Annotated in this window: 15 protein-coding genes and 1 tRNA gene; 12 read left to right on the top strand and 4 right to left on the bottom strand. The window is 49.8% G+C overall.

Going from position 1 to position 21,060, the window contains the following annotated elements; all coding sequences use genetic code 11:
* Positions 1 to 40: 40 nt before the first annotated feature.
* Positions 41 to 1,270 (bottom strand): cation:dicarboxylate symporter family transporter, encoded by a 1,230-nt coding sequence (locus tag ACO6UY_RS06985; RefSeq protein ID WP_422489454.1) that lies wholly within the window; start codon positions 1,268 to 1,270, stop codon positions 41 to 43.
* A gap of 281 nt (positions 1,271 to 1,551) precedes the next feature.
* Between ACO6UY_RS06985 and nhaC the strand changes: the two genes are divergently transcribed.
* The 8 genes from nhaC (at position 1,552) to ACO6UY_RS06945 (ending at position 11,341) form a co-directional block, all read left to right on the top strand.
* Positions 1,552 to 2,982, top strand: coding sequence for a Na+/H+ antiporter NhaC (nhaC, locus tag ACO6UY_RS06980; RefSeq protein WP_422448392.1), 1,431 nt, complete (start codon positions 1,552 to 1,554; stop codon positions 2,980 to 2,982).
* A gap of 165 nt (positions 2,983 to 3,147) precedes the next feature.
* The gene (ansA, locus tag ACO6UY_RS06975) at positions 3,148 to 4,161 is read left to right on the top strand and encodes an asparaginase (RefSeq protein WP_422448394.1); all 1,014 of its coding nucleotides are present in this window, start codon (positions 3,148 to 3,150) and stop codon (positions 4,159 to 4,161) included.
* Positions 4,162 to 4,803: 642 nt separating this feature from the next.
* Positions 4,804 to 4,974 carry a hypothetical protein gene (locus ACO6UY_RS06970; protein WP_422448396.1) on the top strand — a complete coding sequence of 57 codons (171 nt, stop codon included), beginning with the start codon at positions 4,804 to 4,806 and terminating at the stop codon, positions 4,972 to 4,974.
* A 408-nt stretch (positions 4,975 to 5,382) separates the two neighbouring features.
* Complete coding sequence (locus tag ACO6UY_RS06965; RefSeq protein WP_422448398.1) at positions 5,383 to 5,640, top strand: hypothetical protein; 258 nt, start codon at positions 5,383 to 5,385, stop codon at positions 5,638 to 5,640.
* Positions 5,641 to 5,731: 91 nt separating this feature from the next.
* Positions 5,732 to 7,036 (top strand): homoserine dehydrogenase, encoded by a 1,305-nt coding sequence (locus tag ACO6UY_RS06960; RefSeq protein ID WP_422489452.1) that lies wholly within the window; start codon positions 5,732 to 5,734, stop codon positions 7,034 to 7,036.
* A 77-nt stretch (positions 7,037 to 7,113) separates the two neighbouring features.
* Entirely contained in the window at positions 7,114 to 8,502 is a 1,389-nt protein-coding gene (gene thrC, locus ACO6UY_RS06955) for a threonine synthase (protein WP_422448402.1), read from the top strand.
* Positions 8,503 to 8,883: 381 nt separating this feature from the next.
* Positions 8,884 to 10,620: a single-stranded-DNA-specific exonuclease RecJ gene (gene recJ / locus ACO6UY_RS06950; protein ID WP_422448404.1), complete on the top strand. Its 1,737-nt coding sequence runs from the start codon at positions 8,884 to 8,886 to the stop codon at positions 10,618 to 10,620.
* A gap of 130 nt (positions 10,621 to 10,750) precedes the next feature.
* Positions 10,751 to 11,341, top strand: coding sequence for a paraquat-inducible protein A (locus ACO6UY_RS06945; RefSeq protein ID WP_422489450.1), 591 nt, complete (start codon positions 10,751 to 10,753; stop codon positions 11,339 to 11,341).
* Here ACO6UY_RS06945 and dinB read toward each other — a convergent pair.
* Positions 11,325 to 12,452 carry a DNA polymerase IV gene (gene dinB, locus ACO6UY_RS06940; protein WP_422448408.1) on the bottom strand — a complete coding sequence of 376 codons (1,128 nt, stop codon included), beginning with the start codon at positions 12,450 to 12,452 and terminating at the stop codon, positions 11,325 to 11,327. The two genes, ACO6UY_RS06945 and dinB, sit on opposite strands and share 17 nt — an antisense overlap.
* Before the next feature lie 194 nt (positions 12,453 to 12,646).
* Here dinB and ACO6UY_RS06935 point away from each other — a divergent pair, with 194 nt between their 5' ends.
* Positions 12,647 to 13,294 carry a lysophospholipid acyltransferase family protein gene (locus tag ACO6UY_RS06935; protein ID WP_422448410.1) on the top strand — a complete coding sequence of 216 codons (648 nt, stop codon included), beginning with the start codon at positions 12,647 to 12,649 and terminating at the stop codon, positions 13,292 to 13,294.
* A gap of 103 nt (positions 13,295 to 13,397) precedes the next feature.
* Here ACO6UY_RS06935 and ACO6UY_RS06930 read toward each other — a convergent pair whose 3' ends face one another.
* The gene (locus tag ACO6UY_RS06930; RefSeq protein ID WP_422448412.1) at positions 13,398 to 14,126 is read right to left on the bottom strand and encodes a hypothetical protein; all 729 of its coding nucleotides are present in this window, start codon (positions 14,124 to 14,126) and stop codon (positions 13,398 to 13,400) included.
* A 168-nt stretch (positions 14,127 to 14,294) separates the two neighbouring features.
* Between ACO6UY_RS06930 and ACO6UY_RS06925 the strand changes: the two genes are divergently transcribed.
* On the top strand, positions 14,295 to 14,963 hold the full coding sequence (locus tag ACO6UY_RS06925; protein ID WP_422489448.1) for a response regulator: 669 nt from the start codon (positions 14,295 to 14,297) through the stop codon (positions 14,961 to 14,963).
* On the opposite strand, the gene ACO6UY_RS06920 is transcribed toward ACO6UY_RS06925, so the two are convergent.
* Entirely contained in the window at positions 14,960 to 18,463 is a 3,504-nt protein-coding gene (locus tag ACO6UY_RS06920) for a PAS domain-containing hybrid sensor histidine kinase/response regulator (RefSeq protein WP_422448416.1), read from the bottom strand. The two genes, ACO6UY_RS06925 and ACO6UY_RS06920, sit on opposite strands and share 4 nt — an antisense overlap.
* A 334-nt stretch (positions 18,464 to 18,797) precedes the next feature.
* On the opposite strand from ACO6UY_RS06920, the gene acs reads away from it, so the two are divergent.
* Positions 18,798 to 20,747: an acetate--CoA ligase gene (gene acs, locus ACO6UY_RS06915; protein ID WP_422448418.1), complete on the top strand. Its 1,950-nt coding sequence runs from the start codon at positions 18,798 to 18,800 to the stop codon at positions 20,745 to 20,747.
* A 124-nt stretch (positions 20,748 to 20,871) separates the two neighbouring features.
* A tRNA-Met gene (locus ACO6UY_RS06910) sits at positions 20,872 to 20,948 on the top strand.
* The last annotated feature ends 112 nt before the right edge of the window (positions 20,949 to 21,060 follow it).

The raw sequence follows: 21,060 nt of genomic DNA, 5'->3' as shown, positions 1-21,060 counted from the left end.
CAAGCTTTTCACAATGTGCTTCATGATCTCTGCGGCTCCATCAAGCCACACTACTTTCAGGCTCCTGCTTACCATCCTCATTGCCATCATCACCGTTAAGGCCAAGCCTCTGGCACAGCCTTGAAAATATAATGGCGAAAGCTCCATTTCCACTGACATTCATGGCAGTACCAAAGGGATCAAATATCATATAGACAGCGGTAATTAACCCCAGCATTTCATCTGAAAAGCCCATCAAACTCTGTAAGATTGGCCCTACCACAAGAATGACGCCCCCGGGCACAGCCGCTACCGAAAATTTGGCCAATGCATAATAAAAACCAAAGATGGCAAAACCCGCCAGATCGGGCATTGGCATATGGAATGTATTCAGGGTCACCAGCGCCAGAATGGTCAAACCGATCGCACTGCCAATGGTATGAATATTGACTGTGGCAGGCACGATGGTTCTTGCCATGATGGGATTACCGATATTTTTTTCGGTACTGTCGATTAACACCGGCATCGTGGCGGCGCTGGAGACCGTGCTTAAACCCGTTAACCATGCAGGAAATACGTTGCCAACGTAGGTAATAAAAGTCCGAAATGAACACTTTGCTGCCACAAAAAAGTAGATAAAGAGGTAAGCCAGCTGCGAAACAATAACCAGCAGCAAAATCCTGCCATAAGCCGAGATAGCCTGGCTCAAAATTCCATCCGCATGGAGTTTGTAGGCAAATCCGAGGATAAAAAAAGGCAGTATCGGAATAAAAAAATGTTTCAGGAACCCGCTGGAAACATCACCGGCTCTGAAACAAAGCGCCCTTAGCGGTTGCATATCCAGCAGGTTCACCAGCAGGCCTGCAATGAATCCCACAATCAAGGCATTCATATTTGTGAATAGAGGGGGTAATTCAAACACCCACATGGTCGCCAGACCACTGCCATCAAGAGCATCAAGGGTGATAGGCATGGATATCAGCGGCACCATGACACTGCCAATAGTATATCCGGTGAAAATGGCCGTGATATTGGAAGCAAATACCATCATGATCAACAACAGGGCAAACAGCAGAGCATTCTTACCCATTCTGGCGAGACAGGAGACCACAAAGCTGAACACAATAAATGGCAGGACAAAAACCAACAGTGACTTAATGGTCAGGCTCAGGGTGAAAAAAAATGACTTAACGTCATAGCTCATCCAGGGATCTGTCAGAAAAGGGATCAACAACACCAACAGAAGTGTGGTCGGCAGTTTAATGTTGGCAAGATGCTCAATAATTTTCACGAATCTCCTCTTTCCCGGTAATAAAACTGACTGTGATGAAAACATAGACTTTTTTTCTGCATCGTCAAAATGTGACCGCTCTCTCAGCCTGAAAACTCACAATTTCGAACATATGTTCCAAGAAAAAATTGTCCCAGCTCATTATTTTTCGCTTTTCCGAGGGGACTGTAAGGATTCGCTGTCATTTTCTGACACAGATCAAAAAATATACTTGCCAAATCATTAGGATATGCGCGTTCGATAGCGCATTGATTAAATTAATAACCCCTCGGAGTTCATTCATGGAGCAGAAGATCACGTTACCTTCTATGGGACAGGTGTCCCTGGTATTAGGTACCTTTCTGGTTCTCGCTTTTGCGTTTACCGCCAAACTGAACCTTCCTATTCAATTGGCGCTCTGCATCGGCTGGTTCCTGGCCATGGGACTGGGTGTCAAACTGGGCCACCAGTACAAAGATCTTGAAGCGGCTGCCGCAGAAGGTATCTTCAAAGGCACCGGTGCGATCCTGATTCTGATTGCCGTAGGCGCACTGGTGGGCACCTGGATTGCCGGAGGTATTGTTCCATCGATCATTTACTACGGCCTGAAAACTATCCATCCTTCCATCTTCCTGCTGGCCACCATGGTGATCTGTTCCATGACCGCCCTGGCAACCGGTACCTCATGGGGTGCAGCCGGTACTGCGGGTATCGCCATGATGGGAATTGGTCAGGGTCTCGGCGTTCCTGCCCCGGTTACTGCCGGTGCCATCCTGTCCGGTGTTTACTTCGGTGATAAACTCTCTCCCCTGTCGGACAGTGTTATCCTGGCTTCCTCAATGTCCGAGGTTGAAATTGTTGACCACATCAAGGGCATGCTGCCCATCAGCCTGACTGCTTATGTCCTGACGGCCATCGCTTTCACCGTGTACGGTTTCCAGTTTGGCGGCAGTGCTGATATGGCCCAGGTGCAGGAAGTTATGAACCTGATGGATGAGAACTTCAGCATCTCTTTCATGGCTTTTGTTCCGGTAGTTATCATTCTTTTCCTGCTGGCCAAAAAGTTCCCGTCCTACCCGGTTATCATGCTGGGTGCTGGCCTGGGTGTGGTCTGGGCAGTTCTGTTCCAGGACCGCACGCCCATCGACGCTGTGAACGCCCTGTGGGCACCGTTGACGGTTGATTCCGGCAACGCTTTTCTGGACAACATCCTGAACCGGGGCGGTATGGTGAACATGCTGGGTTCCGTTGCGGTTGTTATCTTCGGCCTGGGCTTTGGTGGCCTGCTGGATAAGGTGGGCATCCTGGAAACCATCGCCCGCACCTTTGAAAACCGTATCACCAATGAAGGCAACCTGACTGCCTACACTGTGGCTACTGCATTCCTGGCCAACGTATTCGGTTCTGCCATGTACGTATCACTGATCCTGACCCCCAAGATCATGTCCGGAAACTACGACCGTATGGGTGTTGACCGTCGTATGCTCTCCCGCAGCTCGGAATTTGGCGGTACTCTGACTTCAGGTATGGTGCCATGGTCTGACAACGGTATCTTTATGGCGGGCCTGCTGGGGGTATCTACTTTCGCCTACGTGCCTTACATGTGGATGAGCTTCATCAGTATCGGCCTGGTTGTTGCTTTTGCTTACCTGGGTAAATTCCGCCCGGTGGATAACAAGTATGTGAAACAAGTGGAAGATCATTCAGTCCACGGCCAGATGGCTACTGCCTGATTACTCTCTTCATCATTCATTCCCAGTGCCGCCCGGGTTGTTATCAACAGGGCGGCGTTTTTTTTCAGCCTCTGCCATGCATTGAAGTGATAGACTTGATCAAAGCCCATCACCCAATGACAATCGCCGTTTATACTGTGAGGCTGATCTTAATCAGGAACATTCATGAGCAAGAAAATCTACGTTGCCTACACCGGTGGAACCATTGGTATGCGCCATTCAGATTCCGGCTATGCGCCCGGGGATAACCTGATGGGGCTGCTGGAAGAGAAACTTTCTCCTGATGTGATGGCCAGCCTGCCAGCATTCGAACTGTTTGAATACCCTCAGCTGATCGATTCCAGCAATATCCGCCCGGGTAACTGGCAGCAAATCGCCGCTGATATCGCCAGCCGCTATGAGCAGTTTGATGGTTTTGTCGTTCTGCACGGTACCGATACCATGGCTTATTCCTGCAGCATGATCTCTTTTATGCTGCAAAACCTGCAGAAGCCGGTCATCTTTACCGGCTCCCAGATTCCTCTGTGTGAAGCCCGCACCGATGGTCTGGAAAATCTGGTTGGTGCCCTGACCGTGGCGACTGATGACCGAATCAAAGAGGTTTGCCTGTATTTCAACGGCCGCCTGTTGCGCGGCAACCGTGCTCGTAAACTGAACGCCTACCTCTTTGATGCCTTTGACAGCCCCAACTACCCTTGGCTTGGCCGGGCAGATATCCATGTAGAACTCAATGAAACGCTCCTGTGGCGGCCAAAGGAAGCTGAAAAGTTTCAGCTTGATTGCGACGGTGAAACCCATGTTGGCATTCTGCAGCTGTTCCCTGGCATTACTGCCAGGTGGATGGAGTCTGCGCTGAATCAACCCATGGATGCCTTTATTCTGCGCACTTATGGTACAGGCAATGGCCCTGATGCTGACCACGCCCTGCTGGACACCTTTGCCAGGGCAACCGCTTCAGGAAAATTGATTGTTAACCTGACCCAGTGTCACCGGGGCACCGTTCACCAGGGTAGCTATGCAGCAGGCTCAGCACTGGCCAAAGCAGGTATTGTGGGAGGCCTGGATACCACTACCGAAGCCATGTTCTGTAAACTTCATCACCTTTACTCTCTGGGTCTCGGCACCGACGCGGTTAAAGCCATGCTCAGTGTCAGTCTGGCTGGTGAAGTCTCTATCTGATTGCCATTTCTTCTTGTGATAAGGGTGTCCAGACCACCCTTATTCTTTCCTGCCTTTTCAGCTATCTCCTTCTCCTCAAAAATATCAGTGAACTCTTGCCAAAAAATTCTGTCTACATGGACATTAAATTCAGAATTGCGATGAGGAAACAGGATAATGCTGACAGCACCTACTCCACAAACTATCAGCAGACAAATGACCGAGCCAAAAGTCTGTGTCTATGGAGGTTTCCAATGCGGAGCTGCTGCGGGCTTAGGTTCCGGTATTTTCACAGGGGTCAAAGTCACATCCTGTACTTGCACAAACTTTCTCAAAGACTGTTGCTGCTGTCTCGGAAATATAGATCAGGCAGACCGCTGTCTTAAATTAGGTCTAATGACGGGCAAAGTATGCGCTACCTTTGGCATATGCTCGGGAATGACAGTCGCCGGGGGTCTGGTTGGGGTATTGACTATGGGCTCTTTGGGGTATGCGTGTGCAAATAAGGAACAGCGATCTCGCTACTGTGCCAGTGCTAGCGGCCTTCCCAGTGCATGCTCCACGCTAGCCAAATTTCTGTGTTGTTATCTAGGCCCTTTCTCTGACAGTCGCTGTAGTCATCCGGAACAGCAGGAGCAATCAGCACCGGGTAAGGATTCTGCTGTGATTGATGTTGAGCCCCTGCTGCACGATACCCATTTGCCTGCACCTGCGGGCTCAATGGCTCCGCCACCCTACAACACCCTGAACTATCCCCCCAATCATGCCCCCCCCAATTATGAAGAAACCATTAACTCGCTGGCCGATGGTGTCCAATCCAATAACCCTGACTGACAGCGCTTACATTGCCTGTTGTTTTTAAAACCGTTAAACGGAGTAAATCGCAAAATGCTTAATGCACCCATACCACAAACCATCACCAGATACGTCACCAGATCTATCACCGACCCGAAAGCCAACTGTCATAATTGCACAGGCTGCGGGGCCACTGCTGGCCTTGTCGCTGGTAGTTTCCTGGGGACCAAAGTCACCGATTGTAGCGGTGCACAATGCATGCACTGCCTGCTACGTGGAAATACAATTGATTGCCAAAAATGTATTACAGCAACAGGCTTCTGTTCTCTAACCACTGTGGCAATAACAATTGTCACTGGGTTGGCTTTCGGTGGTGTAGGATATTTGTGCGCGAAACATCTGCAGGGATCATCATGTCTTGCTAATAATGACTCCGAGGAAGACAATTTGCCACCTGATCAGGACGATACACCTGCCAGAGACATTACCGGCACAACAGACCAGGAAACAACACAACCGGTAACAACAGCCCCGGTTACGGCCACTGGAATGATTGACAAGAAGTCCCTGCCTGACAAGGCTGGTTGTGCATCTTCGGACTCAATGGATCCCCTTAACGTTCCACCATCCTACAAAGACCTGTTCCCGGATCCCCCCAATTATGAAGAAGCCATGAAATTACTGCGAGACAGTGCCCGCGAATGACACCGCCCATATCGCATCAAAAAACTGTTTAAGGTTATAATCCCCACCGGTATTACCGGGAATGATCATAACAATGAATATGGGGAACACCTTGAAACCGGTCAAAGTAGGTATCTGTGGACTTGGTACTGTTGGTGGTGGCACCTTCAATGTACTTAAGCGTAACGCCAGAATTATTACTGCCCGGGTCGGCCGTCCTGTGATTATTGAGCAGGTTGGTGCCCGCCGGGATAATTCTGACTGCGACACCGGGGACATCAACGTCACCCGGGATATTTTTGCAGTGGCTCACAACCCTGAGATTGATATTCTGGTAGAAACCATTGGTGGCTATGATGTCGCCAAAGAGCTGATTCTGACGGCAATCGACCAGGGAAAACATGTGGTCACTGCCAATAAGGCCCTGATTGCCGAACATGGTAACGAGATCTTTCAGGCTGCCCGTGATAAAAATGTCATTGTCGCCTATGAGGCAGCGGTTGCCGGTGGCATTCCCATCATCAAGTGTCTGAGGGAAGGGCTGTCGGCAAACAGCATCAGCTGGCTGGCGGGTATTATTAACGGTACCGGCAACTATATCCTGACGGAAATGGGTGACCATAACCGTCCGTTTGCCGATGTTCTGAAAGAAGCACAGGCACTGGGCTACGCTGAAGCAGACCCAACCTTTGATGTCGAAGGTATTGATGCCTGTCACAAGCTGACTATTATGGCGTCCATCGCTTTTGGTATTCCTCTGCAATTCACCAAAGCCTATACCGAAGGCATCAGCAAAATCACGCCCAGTGACATTCAGTATGCCGCTTCCCTTGGCTTTAGAATCAAACACCTTGGTGTTGCCCGCAAGGCAGCCAATGGCATTGAACTGCGGGTTCACCCGACCCTGATTCCTTCTGATCGTCCACTGGCCAACATCAATGGTGTGATGAACTCGGTTGTGATTCAGGGAGATGGGATTGGCCAGACCATGTACAGTGGCCCCGGGGCTGGTGCTGAGCCCACGGCATCTTCCGTAATCGCCGATATCGTCGATATTGCCAGAACCATTGACGCTCCAGACGCTGCTGTTCATGCCCTGGGTTTCTCAGCGGAAAGTCTGAGCGATACCCTGCAGGTACTGCCGATTACCGAGACAGTGTGCAGTTTTTATCTGCGCATCCATGCCGACGATCACCCCGGAGTAATGAATGCCGTTACCCGGGTGCTGAGCAACCACGGCATTAATATCGATGCCATTACCCAGAAAGTCACTCGTGAAGATGATGGTTGTGCGGATATCGTTATCCTTACCCACCGTACTCTTGAAGGCACCATGGACAAAGCTATCTCTGAACTCGAGGCGTTGGAGGATATTAAATCCCCCATCACCCGAATTCGTGTTGAAACCATGGCCTGAAGCTATTTGCCCACCCGCTTACTCTTTGCTGGGTAAGCGGTGCTGTCAGAGTAATAAACAGATATACGGAATTCCCAGTGAAATACATCAGTACCCGAGGACAGGGACACACCAAAGATTTTCAGGATGTTCTGCTGGCCGGGCTGGCGGATGATGGTGGTCTTTACGTACCAGAAACCCTGCCACAGTTCAGCGCTGAGACCATTCGGTCACTGAAGGGACTCCCCTACCATCAGCTTGCCTTTGAAATCATCCAGCCTTTTGTCGGCGGAACCATCCCGGATGATAAACTCAGGCAGATGATTGATGACAGTTACGCCGGGTTCAGCCATCAGGCTGTCGCACCACTTCAGCAACTGGGTGCCAATCAGTGGGTTATGGAACTTTTCCACGGCCCAACCCTGGCCTTCAAAGACTTTGCACTGCAACTGCTTGGTCGCCTTCTGGACCACACACTGACAGATCGTAATGAAAAGGCCATAGTACTGGGTGCAACGTCTGGTGATACCGGATCGGCAGCCATCGAAGGCTGTCGCCATAGCGATCATCTGGATATATTTATTCTTCATCCTTATCAACGGGTATCAGAAGTTCAGCGTCGCCAGATGACGACGGTTCTGGACAGCAATGTTCACAACATTGCCATACAGGGCAATTTTGATGACTGCCAGGATATGGTGAAAAGATGTTTCGCCGACCAGTCGTTCCTGCCGGAGAACACCCGGCTCGTTGCCGTTAACTCCATCAACTGGGCCAGAATCATGGCCCAGATTGTCTATTATTTTCACGCGGCCCTGGCCCTTGGTGCGCCGGATCAGCCTGTCAGCTTTGCAGTGCCTACCGGCAACTTTGGCGATATCTTTGCAGGCTATATCGCCCGGGGAATGGGCCTGCCCATAGAGAAACTGATTGTTGCCACCAATCACAATGACATTCTCCACCGTTTCTTCCAGAACAATGACTACCGCAAGGAAGCACTGCAGCAGACACTGTCGCCCAGTATGGACATCATGGTTTCCAGTAACTTTGAACGCCTGCTGTTTGATATGCATAACCGTAATGGCGACACCCTGACGGAATTGATGTCTGGTTTCAGGGAAACAGGAAATATCCGTGTTGATAATGATGTGTGGCAGGCCATCAGAGCACTGTTTGATAGCAGCCGTTCTGATGATCAGCAGGTCTGCGATACGATCAGTGCCCTGTATAATAACACCGGGTATCTTGCGGACCCCCATACAGCAACCGGTATCCGGGCAACGGAAGAAGTTGGGTTGGCCAGAGAAACGCCAGTGGTAACCCTGGCAACCGCCCACCCGGTGAAATTCCCTGACGCGATCGTCAAAGCGGGCCTGGATGCACCCGCACTGCCAGCTTATATGGCTGATTTGTTTGAGCGGGAGGAGCGTTACGATATTCTTGACAACGAACTTTCATCTCTCAAGTCTTTCATCCAAAGCACCTGACGTTCAAAACCATCACACCTGCAAAGTGCATGCTGGTGTCGCCTTCAAGCAGTTGTGATTCTGCCGATCCAGAACAGGGAGTGTTCTGGAAACTGTCACCAATGAAACCCGATTTGGCTATAAGCGATGGCATAAACGCCTGGCTCCAACCATCCTTGGTCGACGGGCCATAATTCACGCTCATAAGGCCACGGGAAAAAATACATTGTATGGCCGTCATAGTCGGTCACATGTGCATTATATGGCTGAACTGAGACGGAAGATAAACGCGTTAAAGTAATCCATTACGGTACTTTGCAGGCTCTCTATTTATCGCCCCCGCTAAACGGAAACTGTGTTACCCTGACACTTCCTTTCGCTTCATCGCCTGTTGTTTCATTTATGCCTGTGAATATAATCCGCCGCACCTACGACCTTTCAACCTGTTGCTTCACGCCCGAGATGGATCCTCTGCTGGCCAGAATATACAGTGCCCGGGGCGTTAAAACTCAGGATGAACTGCCACGTCAGCTGCAACAGTTAAGCGACTACCGGCAACTCAGGGATATCGATAAAGCCGCTGACATTCTGGCTGAGGCTATTATCAACCAGCAGCGCATGCTCATTGTTGGCGACTTCGACTGTGATGGTGCCACCAGCAGTGCTCTCGCGGTTCTGGCGTTGAGAAGCATGGGTGGCCATGCTGATTTTCTGGTGCCCAACCGCTTTGACTATGGTTATGGCCTGACCCCTGAAATTGTTGAAGCCGCCCTGCCCTTTCAACCGGATGTATTAATCACCGTTGATAATGGCATCTCCAGCCTTACCGGTGTCCTGGCAGCAAAAAACAAAGGTATGAAAGTGGTGGTTACCGACCACCATCTGGCTGGTCGCGAACTGCCCGAAGCCGATGCGATTGTTAACCCTAATCAGCCAGACTGTCCGTTTCCCGGCAAAAATACCGCCGGGGTAGGCGTTATTTTCTACCTGATGTGTGCCTTGCGAACTCTGTTGCGGTCACGGGAGTATTTTCAGGGGAGCACAGAGCCCAATCTGGCCGAACTTCTCGACCTTGTTGCCCTCGGCACAGTGGCTGATGTGGTCAAGCTGGACAGCAATAACCGCATACTGGTTTTCCAGGGACTTGCCCGTATCCGCTCCGGCCGCTGCCGACCGGGTATTACAGCGCTGATTGAGGTATCCGGTAGAAATGCTGAAAAACTGGTCGCGTCTGACCTGGGCTTTGCCCTGGGTCCAAGACTTAATGCGGCTGGACGTCTGGATGATATGTCGATTGGTATCGAACTGCTCCTTTGCGACGATATAAACCGGGCAAGGGAGTTGGCCGTTGAGCTGGATGGTCTTAACCGTGACCGAAAAGCCATTGAGGGCAGCATGCACAGCCAGGCCATGGCAGAGTTGGAGAAAATCCGCTTTAACCAGCAAACAGACCTGCCATGGGGCGTCAGCTTGTTTCAGGAAAGCTGGCACCAGGGCGTGGTTGGCATTCTGGCGTCCCGGGTAAAAGAGAAACTGAACCGTCCGGTGATTGCTTTTGCTGAAGCCGATAATCCTGTGGGAGAGCCAGAACTGAAAGGCTCTGCCAGGTCGATTCAGGGACTGCACATGCGTGATGCACTGGACAGTATTGCCAGGGATAACCCCGGACTTATTATTAAATTTGGTGGTCACGCCATGGCCGCGGGGCTGTCCATACCAAAAGCAAAATTCAACGAATTTCAAACGGCTTTTGACCTTGAGGTCAGAAAACAACTGACCGCTGAAGACCTTCAGGCAGAAATGCACACTGACGGTGAACTGATGCCCGGTCAGGTAACCATGGCAACCGCCTATACCCTTCGCGAGGGCGGGCCATGGGGACAAAGTTTTCCTGAGCCCTGCTTTGATGGTCAATTCCAAATCATTCAGCAGAAACTGGTGGGAGAGAAGCACCTCAAAATGGTACTCAAGATACCCGGCAGCGAACTCTGGCTGGATGCCATTGCCTTTAATATTGACAACAGAGTGTGGCCTGATCCCAATATTCGTCAGATCAAGGCTGTCTATAAACTCGATATCAATGAATTCCGTGGTCAGCACAACTTACAACTGATGGTTGAACATTTTGAACCAGCATGAAATAGACCCATCATGATTAGCAAGCTGACAAACGTCGCTCCTTAGACCAAACTGAGCTATCAGAATCTATTCCTTATTAAGAAGAACAATGAGGTCGTTGATGACAGCTTCCAGGTGGCTACTCACGCTGATGATAATCACCTCCCTTTGCCTGCTGATTCCGGGAGTGACTCAACCCATGATGACCATCAAGGCCGATCTTGATCGTCAGGCAATGCTGAATGAGGCAAGGCATATCGTTCAGCAGCAGAACCTTCATCCTGCCATGGCGGGTCTGGCTACCCAGTTCCTTGATCGTCTGGAAGTTAAAGGGACATCCACTGTTTATGAAAAGAAGCGTTCCATTCTTGGTACCGCTGAAGACCTCTGGAGCAGTGGCTATTATTTTGTGGCAGTACTGATTGTCACCTTCAGCCTGGTGATACCGGTGATAAAACTGGGCTTCCTGTTGCTGGCTAATTTTGTCAGGGAAAACCAAATACTGCTCAGGCTGAACAGTTTACTGGGCAAATGGTCCATGGCTGATGTGTTTGCTATTGGAGTACTTATCGCCTTTCTGGCGGCCAATGCCACTGCGGCTGGACATGACGATTCCAGGCAGATTGTGCAATTTGATGCAGCATTGCACTCTGGCTTTTATTGGTTCGTGGCTTATTGTCTGGTCAGCAATATGATTGGACAGCTGGCAGAAAAAAAACGGGAGCCTAAGCCAGCCCCATAATTTTCTTTTCAAAAAGCTCCAGCTGCTCAAGCGCTCTTTCTTCACGGAGATCCACAAGCCTGACCCCTAAGCCAAGAAGCCTGACCGGACGACCTCCCCGTTCCCAGGCTCTTACCAGCAACTGAGTAAAATGCTCCTTAACACTTTCACCGGTTGTCGGCAGACTCTCCTCAAGGGTGGTCTGGGTAAAATCAGCAAACTTTACCTTAACAAAGTGCTTATGCACCTCGTATTCCTTTTCAATACGCTGGTAGCGTTCCTGAAGTTCTTCAAGCAACGGGATAACCTGTGCAGTAATATCCGCAAGCCCCGCCAGGTCTTTATCATAAGTATGCTCAACAGAAAGGGACTTCCTGCGCCGACTGGTCTGCACCTCACGATCATCCCGCCCCCGGGAAAGCTCCCACAACCGTTCACCAAAACTGCCAAACCAGCGACTTAACTCAAGAATGGAGTACTGGCGTAATTGCCCGCAGGTATTGATGCCTTTTTTATGCAGTTTCCCGGCGGTAACCCGACCTACCCCATGAATTTTTTTCACAGGCAGATCGAAAATAAAATCATCCGCCTGTTCCGGAGTGATCACAAAAAGGCCATTGGGTTTATTCCAGTCACTGGCAATCTTCGCCAGAAACTTATTGGTGGCAACGCCGGCAGAGACGGTGACATGCAATTGTTGAAAAATTTTCTGCCGGATTTCCTCGGCAATCAAGGTGGCACTGCCTCGGCAAAGATGAGTTCCGGTGACATCGAGATAGGCCTCATCCAGGGACAAAGGTTCAATTAAATCAGTATATTGGCGAAAAATGGCATGAGCTTCAGAAGACGCGGCACGATAAACAGAAAAGCGGGGAGGAATGATCTTCAGCTCCGGGCAGAGCCGCATCGCCTGGGCTGAAGACATGGCTGAATGCACACCAAATCGACGCGCCTCATAGTTACAAGTGGCAATCACCCCTCTACGATCCGGAGCCCCCCCGACAGCAACCGCCTTTCCTGACAACCTCGGATTATCACGTATTTCAATACTGGCAAAGAAGGCGTCAAAATCGATATGTATGATTTTTCTCTGGACCACCTTTTGCTCAAGAATGGCATTACTTTCCATCATGTTCCAATTAGCTCCGGGATAAGCACTGTATATACATACAGAATGCTTTTGGCAAGCAATTCCTTGCCTGTTAACCAGTCGTTAAGGCTGCATACATTCATTTTCTGTTATGAAGCTGTGCTCAAAGCGATCGCTCTTTTGATAGCTTTCAACACCGCTTCCTGTAAACGGGATAGCAAGGCACCCTCTGAACTATGCAAATCACAATTTTCAATACACCCATTGTCAGCCAGACCCTTTCTATATTCGCAAAACTGTTTCTCAAAGTGATGGGCTGGAGGATTCAGGGCAGAGCCCCACGCCTGGCCAGGTACGTGCTTGTTGGTGCTCCCCATACCAGTAACTGGGACTTTGTCTATGGCATGGCGATTGGCCTTGCTACCGGTGTACAGTGTTACTGGGTGGGCAAACACACCCTGTTCTGGGGGCCGTTCAACTGGGTTATGCGCTGGATGGGAGGGATTCCACTGGATCGGAATGGCAGATGCAGAAGAGGCAGCCTGGTAGAACAGGCGGTCTGTACTTTCAAGCAACACAGAAAGCTGGGCCTGGTGATATGCCCTGAAGGTACCCGGGCACTCGGCGAGCGGTGGCACACAGGCTTCTACCATATGGCAAAAAATGCCGGCATCCCCATTGTACTTGCCTTTCTTGATTTCAAGGACAGAACCGGAGGATTTGGTCCTGTTATCGAGCCAGGGGAGGACATCGAAAAAGACCTTTCGGAAATACAGGCATTTTACTCAGACATTTATGGCAAACATCCGGAATGCTTTAGTCCGGTATCACCAAAATGCACAAAGCAAAGCCTTCATGGGCCATACCAGGCACCGACTTCATAATGCCTGTGATTAATTTTCGCCCTGCTGAGAATGGGTGTAGTGCTTTGCAACAGGCGTTATTGAGCGCCTGTAAAGCAGTCGGGGAAATGAATGCCCTTTATCATCAGCCAACCAGATCAGCCAATTCCTTGATAGAAACCTGCTCGGCAACCACTTTAGCTGCAATTCGATCATGAAGAGCTAAAGGGGTTCTTTTAATGCCCGCAGCCCAATCATCAAATTTTTGCCATAAATAGTGTTGTGCACTGAGCTTGACTGAAAAATTTCCCGGACCATCGATGAAATGCTCGACATTATTGGATTTATTATGTTTAAAGTCATTGTAAATCAGTGGGGACAATAAAGTGCCTGCTGCCAGACCGCCGAGGATGATATTCACAGGTTCCACAACCGCAACCATAAGCCCGAAACCCACAACATATCGACAGGCAAGGTCGGTAACCCGGTTATAGATAAAATTACTCAGTATGTTTGCTGGAGTAATCGTATATTCCAGGAACGACTTGGTGTTTTCTCTCCCCGAAAGATGATCCACAGCCTTCATAAAGGGCGCATAAACACAAAAGCCGAAAACCCCACCCACCAAGGCAGATGGGAGCGCAAAGACAGTATGGCCAAAAATGCTACCAACCAGTTGTCCGAGCTGGGAAACTGCCGCAAGGGAAGAAACCGCAACCGTCTTGACTGTATTCCATCCAGGACTCTTTTCCCGGTCCTCTTTTAATTCAGCCAGGCTTTGAGCCTTTGATTCATAATCTTCAAAATATTCCTTAGTGTATTTACCCTGATCAACAGCAACTGGAACTGAAGAAAAATTGACCGAACCAACCATTTAGTGCCCTTATTTCAGTAGATATCCACTAATTATGACCGCCCCAACAGAGAATAGTTCCATCATATGAAATCGATTTACTTATACTTTAATAAACCTCTGAGTCTTTGAAGGGTTCACAGAGGTTATTTAATTGACCGATCAAACAGATAATGGCAACCTCAAAAAATGGACTACACAATAATAATTGCCGATGACCACCCCTTATTCCGGACTGCTCTCAAGTCCTCTGTTGGTCTCGCACTCAAGGAACCTGTGATCCACGAAGCTGGTTCAATCGCTGAACTGCAAATGCTTCTGGACAACAATGCCTCACCGGATCTCATCTTGCTGGATCTGCACATGCCGGGAGCGCACGGGCTGTCCGGGTTGATATTTCTCAGAGGGCAATATCCGGATGTTCCTGTTGTCATTGTTTCAGCTTCTGATGACCAGCAGATCATACAGAAAACCAAAAACCATGGAGCCAGTGGCTTCATTCCAAAGTCTACGCCGCTGGATGTCCTGAAAGTCGCCATTATCAAAGTTCTGGATGGAGAAAACTGGTGGCCTGATAATTTCCAACCTGTCGAATCCCGGCAAAGCAGTGATATGGAAGCCAGACTGGCAACCCTGACACCACAGCAGTTCAGGGTTCTGGGCATGATCAGTGAAGGCCTGTTGAATAAGCAGATTGCCTATGACCTGAATGTTTCGGAAGCGACGATCAAGGCCCATGTGACCGCCATTTTCAAAAAACTGGGGGTCAGAAGCAGGACCCAGGCGGTGATCGCCATCAAAGCGCTGGAAATTGAGATGCCCGGGCAGGATCCGGAAGATCATAAAACCGAAGACTAAACCGTTTCTAACGGGTGTTTTTCAACGTCATAACGGTTCAGAATGGCCCTCATGGAGGCTGGCTTGACGGGCTTTTTCAAATAGCTGATATTCAGCTCCCGGCATCGTTGCCGCAGTTCATCCTGTTGATTCGCGGTGACCAGAACAGCACCTGTTTGATAACCTGACCTTTTACGGATACGTTCTATCAACTCAATACCGCTGGCCTGATCGCCCATCTGGTAATCCACCATCAATAAATCAGGCGTCATGACCTCAAGCGAATGAATCGCTTCATGATGACTTTGTGCAGTCTCCACCCGACACCCCCAACGAGTTAACAGACTGGCCATACCTTTGATAATGTCCGGTTCATCATCCACACACAGAACCTTCAACCCCATGCTCCCCTGATCAGGATCACAAGGTACCACTGCGGGATCCACAATACTTCCAGAGACCAAAGGAACCACAACGGAAAAAACAGCCCCCTCTCCCGGCGACGATGACAAGGAAATTTTTGCCTCAAGGATCTGAGCTATACCTTTAGCAATGGAGAGCCCAAGCCCCAGCCCATTCACGGCTGTCGATAACCGCTCAAATTCTGCAAAAATCAGTGCCTGCTTGTCTTGGGGTATGCCCTGCCCATTATCCCTTACCTCAAGTCTCAGCTGTTGATTGTTGATAAAACGACATCCCAGCAGCACTTTTCCTGTTTTATGGGTGCTGGCAACATAACGAAACGCATTGGTCAGGAAATTTTGTAATATTCTTCTCAGGAGCACCGGATCGGTTTTAATGCGCCGATCAGAACTGACCACCCTGAACATCAGCCCATTCTCTTTCGACAACAGCGAAAACTCGGACCTCAGGGGCTCTAACACCTCCATTACAGGAACATCCCGAAGATTCACCGCCACCTTACCCGCTTCGATTCGCGACATATCCAGCAAATCTGTCAACAAATGCTCCGCAGACCTTAATGAGTTGCTGATATTTTGCGCCAGTTCTTCATGCACGGTGCCTTTTGCTTCCAGTTCCATGGAGGCAGTAAATAGTCGAGCCGCATTCATTGGCTGCATAAGGTCATGGCTGATTGCCGCAAAAAAACGTGAACGCAAGTGGTTCGCTTTCTCTGCCTGTGACTTTGCCCCTAAAAGTTGCACATTTAACAATGACAGCTCTTTTGTCCGCTCCTGCACCCGATGCTCCAGGCTTTCATTTGCTTCTTTCAGGGCCTGCTCAACCTGACGGAACCCGGTGATATCGGTGAAAGCCATAACAAATCCACCACCGGGCATGGGATTCCCCTGAATCTGAATCACCCTGCCATCCTGTCGCCGCCTTTCTGAGCGATGGGCCGTCCCATTCCTCATATATGACAGTCGTTTATTGACGTGATGGTCTACATCACCGACTCCGCAAAGTCCATTCAGGGCATTATGCCGAATAACATCTGCAATGGGACGACCCACCTTAATCAGGTCATTCGGGTAGTCAAACAACTGCAGATATTGCTGATTCCAGGCAACTAACTCCAGGTTACGATCAACCACACTGATCCCCATGCTGATATGCTCAATCGCTCCCTGCAGCAGTTCCCGGTTGAACTGAAAGACTTCCGAGGCCTCATCCACCATAGCCTGAACTTCTTCAAGCGCGACATTCCCATGTGCCAGAGACTTCATCACAATACGGGCCGATGACGCCCCCAGCGTTCCTGCAAGCAACCGTTCAATCGCGGCCACCAGTTCTGGCCCTGCCTGCTTATGACCATTCAGCGCTCCGAATAGCAGCCCTCTATCCCCGGACTCAAAGCGTTGAATAACACCCTGCACCCGGTTTTTACTGACAAAGCGGCTGGCCAGCTGTTCAAGCTCTTCTACCGTAATGGCTGCATTCGGGAAAACACCATCTTCAGACAGGACCGCATCAACAAACTTCCGGGACTGCCTTCTCTCTTCAATACCCGGCCTCAGGTAAAGACAGCCACAAAGATAGACAAAGGTATTCAGCGACAGCGCAACCAGTGTTGCTCCGGTGACCGTACCGGTAATACCCAGACCAAAAAGATTATCCGGCTTAAGCCACTCATAACCAAAAACACCTTGCTGAACAACACTGGTACCCAGCCATGAAACATCAACCAGCACAGGTACTATCAGGCAGAAAAGCCAGACCATAAAACCCACTAACAGGCCACCGGCGGCTGCCCGGGCATTGCTTTCCCTGATGTAGAGACTACCCAGCAACACCGGGGCGAGTTGAGCAACGGCCGAAAATGACATCTGACCGATAGCAGCCAGAGAACCAGCGCCTTCCAGCAGTCGATAAACAACCCATGACAACATCAATAAAATGACAATCGTCGTACGTCTTACCGTCAGCAACAGGCCACTGAACCGGTAAAAGTCATTACTGTCGCGGTAACTGTGATTATTTCTGCGCAGCAGTAATGGCATTAAAATTTCGTTGGATACCATGGTGGTCAAAGCCAGTGTTGCCACAATCACCATGCTGATGGCAGCAGACACGCCCCCCAGAAAAGCCAGCACAGCCATGGGTAAGTTGCCCATCAGTTTTGGCAGTTCAATCAAATAGGCATCACCGGGCACAGTGCTGCCCAATAGCTGATTGCCAGCCAGCGCCAGGGGTATCACAAACAGAGCCAGTAACAACAAATAGGCAGGAAACAGCCATCGAGCCTTATGGAAATCATCAATGCTGCTGTTTTCTACCACCGTGACATGAAATTGTCGGGGCAGACACAGTATGGCTGCCATGGCCATTACCGTAGGCATGATAATACTATCAAACCAGCTGACCCCGGCATTCCCGTCACCCGGCTGGATGATGGCATCAAGACTAATATGATCCACAGCAGCCCACGAAACCCAGATTCCCACCAGCAGGAAAACCGAGAGCTTAACCAGAGACTCAAAGGCAATAGCCGTCATAATGCCATTCTGGTGCTCGGTAGCATCCAGCTTTCGGGTACCAAACATAATGACAAAAACACTCAGGGTTAAGGTGATGGCTAATGCCAGATCTTCCCGAGACCATCGGCCAGACTCTGGACTGTCATCCGTCAGCTGAGCAAAGCCCATCACAATAGCTTTTAGCTGCAGCGCTATATAGGGAAGCACACCAATGACCAGAATGAGGGTCACCAGAATCGCCATAAAGTGGGAACGACCATGGCGGGAAGCGATAAAGTCGGCAATTGACGTAATGTTCTCCTGTTTACTGACAGTAATCAGCTTGACCAGAAGCTTCCAGAAAAGAACAAAAACCAGGATGGGACCAAGATAGATGGGAAGAAATGACCACAGGTTTTCACTGGCCTGCCCCACAGCACCGAAAAAAGTCCAGGAAGTGCAGTAAACAGCCAGAGAAAGACTGTAAATCAAGGGCTGCCAGCGTTTTCTGAAAGCAGCCCCCCGATAATCACCAAACCAGGCGGCAACAAAAAGACAGGCGACGTACACTGTGGCAATAAGGGCCAGTATCCATCCAGACATAGCTATTATTCTTATAAGTCATCCTCAGCGAAATATACACCGGTGCCCGTGGAATGTCGCCCTTGATCGTACGTTAGTCAGAAGGCTGATACTTTCGATATCAGTCAAAATAGTGATAGGGTTATTAAATGCACAAAACCGGGACCAGATACTTTATCTGATAGAAGTTAAGACCAAAGTCTAATACCAGAAATCCCTGCAAATCCTAAACTGAGAACACTTCAATAAATACGTTCACAGTCGTTTTATTGAGCAATCACTCAACCTCAACAAAATAACAACCGCCCTGAGTCATTTTGAACTAAATAATAATAACAACACTAAGGGAAGTGATATGTCTGACACCTCCGTTTATCCAGTTAAACCTGCTGCTCTTGAGAACACACTGGTTAACAACGACCAGTATCTGGAAATGTATCAGCAATCCATCATTAACCCTGAAGGCTTCTGGCGCGAACACGGTCAACGCATCCACTGGTTCCAGCCTTTCTCCAAAGTGAGAAAAGTCTCTTTTGACGACCACTTCGTCAGTATCAACTGGTTTTATGATGGTACCACCAATGCGTCCTACAACTGCCTTGACCGGCACCTGGAAGAGCGAGGTGACCAACTGGCCATTATCTGGGAGCCGGATGATGAAGGTGAAGCCAGAAAGGTGACCTACCGGGAACTGCATGAACTGGTATGCCGCTTCGCCAATGCATTGAAGAGTCAGGGTGTTCGCAAAGGTGATGTGGTAGCGATCTATATGCCCATGGTCATCGAAGCCACCGTCGCCATGCTGGCCTGCAGCCGTATCGGGGCCATTCATTCCGTGGTGTTTGGCGGATTCTCACCGGAGGCTCTGGCAGGAAGAATCATTGACTCAAAAGCAAAGATTGTCGTGACTGCCGATGAAGGTGTTCGAGGCGGGCGCACAGTCCCTCTGAAAAGCAACGTCGATGAAGCACTGACACACCCCGACACACACACCATTGAGAAGGTCATTGTTCTCAAGCACACAGGCGCTGATATTGCCTGGCATCGTCACCGTGACGTCTGGTGGCAGGAGCTAACCGCACTCACTTCGCCACACTGCGAAGCCAGGGAGATGAATGCCGAGGATCCACTCTTTATCCTCTATACCTCAGGCTCTACCGGAAAGCCAAAGGGTGTCATGCATACCACAGGTGGCTACCTGGTATACGCTTCCATGACCCATCAATATGTATTTGACTATCAACCCGGCGAAGTCTTCTGGTGCAATGCTGACGTTGGCTGGATTACCGGACACTCATACGTCACCTATGGCCCTCTGTTGAATGGCGCAACCATTGTGATGCATGAGGGAGTGCCTAATTATCCTGAAACCAATCGCATCAGCAAAATCATCGATAAACACGCTGTGAATATTCTTTATATTGCACCAACAGCTATCCGCTCATTAATGGCAGAAGGCGATGCAGTGGTCAAAGACACTCATCGAAACTCACTGAGATTGCTGGGCTCTGTCGGGGAACCCATTAACCCGGAGGCCTGGAGCTGGTACTACTCAACCATTGGTGAAGAGCGCTGCCCTATTGTCGACACCTGGTGGCAGACCGAAACAGGCGCTGCAATGCTGACTCCACTTCCGGGAGCCACTGACCTTAAGCCGGGTTCAGCCACACGACCATTCTTTGGTGTACAGCCTGCCCTGGTAGATAACATGGGTCGTCTGATCCATGGCCCCGGAGAAGGCAATCTTGTTATCCTGGATAGCTGGCCCGGACAAGCGAGAACCGTCTATGGAGATCATGAACGGTTTGTTCAAACCTACTTCTCATCGTTTAAAGGTATGTATACAACAGGTGACGGAGCCCGAAGGGATGAAGATGGCTATTACTGGATCACCGGTCGTGTGGATGATGTCATTAATGTTTCCGGCCACCGTATGGGAACGGCAGAAATAGAATCGGCAATGGTAGCCCATCAGCAGGTGGCGGAAGCTGCGGTTGTCGGTTTCCCACACCATATCAAGGGCCAGGGGATCTATGTTTATGTCACGCTCAATAGCGGGACAGACAGCAGTGAAGACCTGAAAAAGAACCTGAAGGAATGGGTAAGGAAAGAAATAGGGCCAATTGCTACCCCGGATATTATTCAGTGGGCCCCGGGACTTCCCAAGACCCGGTCTGGAAAAATCATGAGGCGGATTCTTCGGAAAATAGCTGCTGACGAGTTCGAAAACCTTGGCGACACATCAACGCTGGCAGATCCTGAAGTCGTGAACCAGTTGATCGCGAATAAAGCGGTGGCCAGCTAATAATTGTCAATTGTCGTGCGGTATCCGTGCATAACCAATACCGCACTCACTTTCACCCTCTCCTTTTGCCGCAGGTAATCCTTGACATTATAACCAGCGTCCCTATAATTCGCCTCTCTTTCGACGCGGGATGGAGCAGTCTGGTAGCTCGTCGGGCTCATAACCCGAAGGTCGTTGGTTCGAATCCAGCTCCCGCAACCACTTTTGTAAAGCAGTTGATGTTTTTTAAAGAATCAGCTGAACAGTTTTGTCGCGGGATGGAGCAGTCTGGTAGCTCGTCGGGCTCATAACCCGAAGGTCGTTGGTTCGAATC

It is taken from the genome of Endozoicomonas sp. ALE010 (genome assembly GCF_049310165.1).
In the GTDB taxonomy this organism is placed as follows: domain Bacteria; phylum Pseudomonadota; class Gammaproteobacteria; order Pseudomonadales; family Endozoicomonadaceae; genus Endozoicomonas.
This window is presented reverse-complemented; position numbering and strand designations above follow the sequence as displayed.